At 72.0% G+C, this 1,798-nt stretch carries 1 protein-coding gene; it reads left to right on the top strand.

The window, feature by feature from the left end:
• Positions 1-1,764 (top strand): ABC transporter ATP-binding protein (locus HMPREF3105_RS09695; protein ID WP_246830367.1); only part of this gene is annotated, 1,764 nt, incomplete at its 5' end.
• Between the last annotated feature and the right edge of the window lie 34 nt (positions 1,765-1,798).

Raw genomic sequence — 1,798 nt, 5'->3', positions numbered from 1 at the left:
GCCGCCGTGCCCGGCTCCTCCGGCGCCGGCGGCGTGCCTCCGGGCCCCGCGACGAGCGCGATGGGCGTCGTGGCCCGCCACGACGACCTGGGCGGCGAGCCGGTGCTCGCCTTCCGCGACGTGGACGTGAAGTTCGCGACCGAGTTCGGCGAGGTGCACGCGGTCAAGGGCGTGACGTTCGACGTCAAGCCCGGCGAGGTCGTCGCCCTCGTGGGCGAGTCCGGCTCCGGCAAGTCCGTCACGAGCGCCACCGCCATGGGCCTGCTCCCGGGCAATGCGGACATCACCGGCTCCGTGCAGCTGGCCGGCCGCGAGGTGCTCACCATGACCCCGGGGCAGCTGCGCGACATCCGCGGCGACGAGGTGGCGATGGTGTTCCAGGAGCCCATGACGGCCCTGAACCCCGTCCTCACCGTGGGCGACCAGCTCACGGAGGCCCTCGAGCTGCACGGCATCGCCTACGGCACCGAGGCGGACAAGCGCGCCGTCGAGCTGCTCACCATGGTGGGCATCCCCGACGCCGCCACCCGGCTCAAGCAGTACCCCCACCAGTTCTCGGGCGGCCAGCGCCAGCGCATCGTCATCGCGATGGCGATCAGCTGCTCGCCGAAGGTGATCATCGCGGACGAGCCCACCACGGCGCTCGACGTGACGGTCCAGGCCGAGATCCTGGAGCTGCTGCGCTCCCTGAAGAACAAGATGAACACCGGCATCCTGCTCATCACGCACAACATGGGCGTGGTGGCGGACATGGCGGACCGGGTGTGCGTGATGCTCCACGGCGAGCTCGTGGAGCAGGGCTCGGTGCACCAGGTGCTCCAGCACGCCCGGCACCCGTACACCCAGAAGCTGCTCTCGGCGGTGCCGCGCCTCGGCGAGCCCCTCGAGGTGGCGGAGCCGGAGCCGGTCACGGCCACGCAGACGCAGGCCCGGTACGCGATCGAGGCGGAGAACCTCCACCTCGAGTACGACCACCGCGGCAAGAAGAACCGCGTGGTCCACGACGTCAGCTTCCAGGTGGCCCCGGGCGAGATCCTGGGCCTGGTGGGCGAGTCCGGCTCGGGCAAGTCCACCATCGCCAAGTCGGTGCTCGGCCTGCTCACCATCGCGGAGGGCTCGCTGCGCATCCAGGGCCACGACCTGGCGACGATGCCCAAGGCCGAGCAGCGCGCCCTGCGCAAGAACATCGGCGTGGTCTTCCAGGACCCGGCGGCCTCGCTGGACCCGCGGTTCCCGATCGGCGACATCATCACCGAGCCGATGGTCGTGCACAAGGTGGGGGACCGGCGCTCGCGCCTGGCCCGCGCCGAGGAGCTGCTGGACGCGGTGCGTCTGCCGCGCTCCGTGGTGAACCGGTACCCGCACGAGCTCTCCGGCGGTCAGCGCCAGCGCATCTCCATCGCCCGCGCCCTGACCCTGGACCCCCAGGTGCTCATCGCGGACGAGCCGACCTCGGCCCTGGACGTGTCCGTCCAGGCCGCCGTGCTGGACATGTTCGCGGAGCTGCAGCAGCGCTACGAGTTCGCGTGCCTGTTCGTGTCCCACGACCTCGCGGTGGTGGACATGCTGGCCCACAAGGTGCTCGTCCTCAAGGACGGCCGCCAGGTGGAGCAGGGCCCCACGGAGGAGGTGCTCCACCGTCCGAAGGAGGAGTACACCCGTCGCCTCCTGGCGGCGGCGCCCGTGCCGGACCCGGACCAGCAGGCGGAGCGTCGCCAGGAGCGCCGCGAGTTCCTCGCCTCCCTCGGCGAGGGCGTCTACTGACCGCGCGGGTCGGCGGCGGGCGCGTCCCGCCGCC

Origin of the sequence: Micrococcus sp. HMSC31B01, assembly GCF_001816085.1 — a bacterium.
Classification (GTDB): Bacteria; Actinomycetota; Actinomycetes; order Actinomycetales; family Micrococcaceae; genus Micrococcus; species Micrococcus luteus.
Note: the sequence above shows the minus strand (reverse complement) of the source record. Positions and strands in the feature narration are given on the sequence as shown.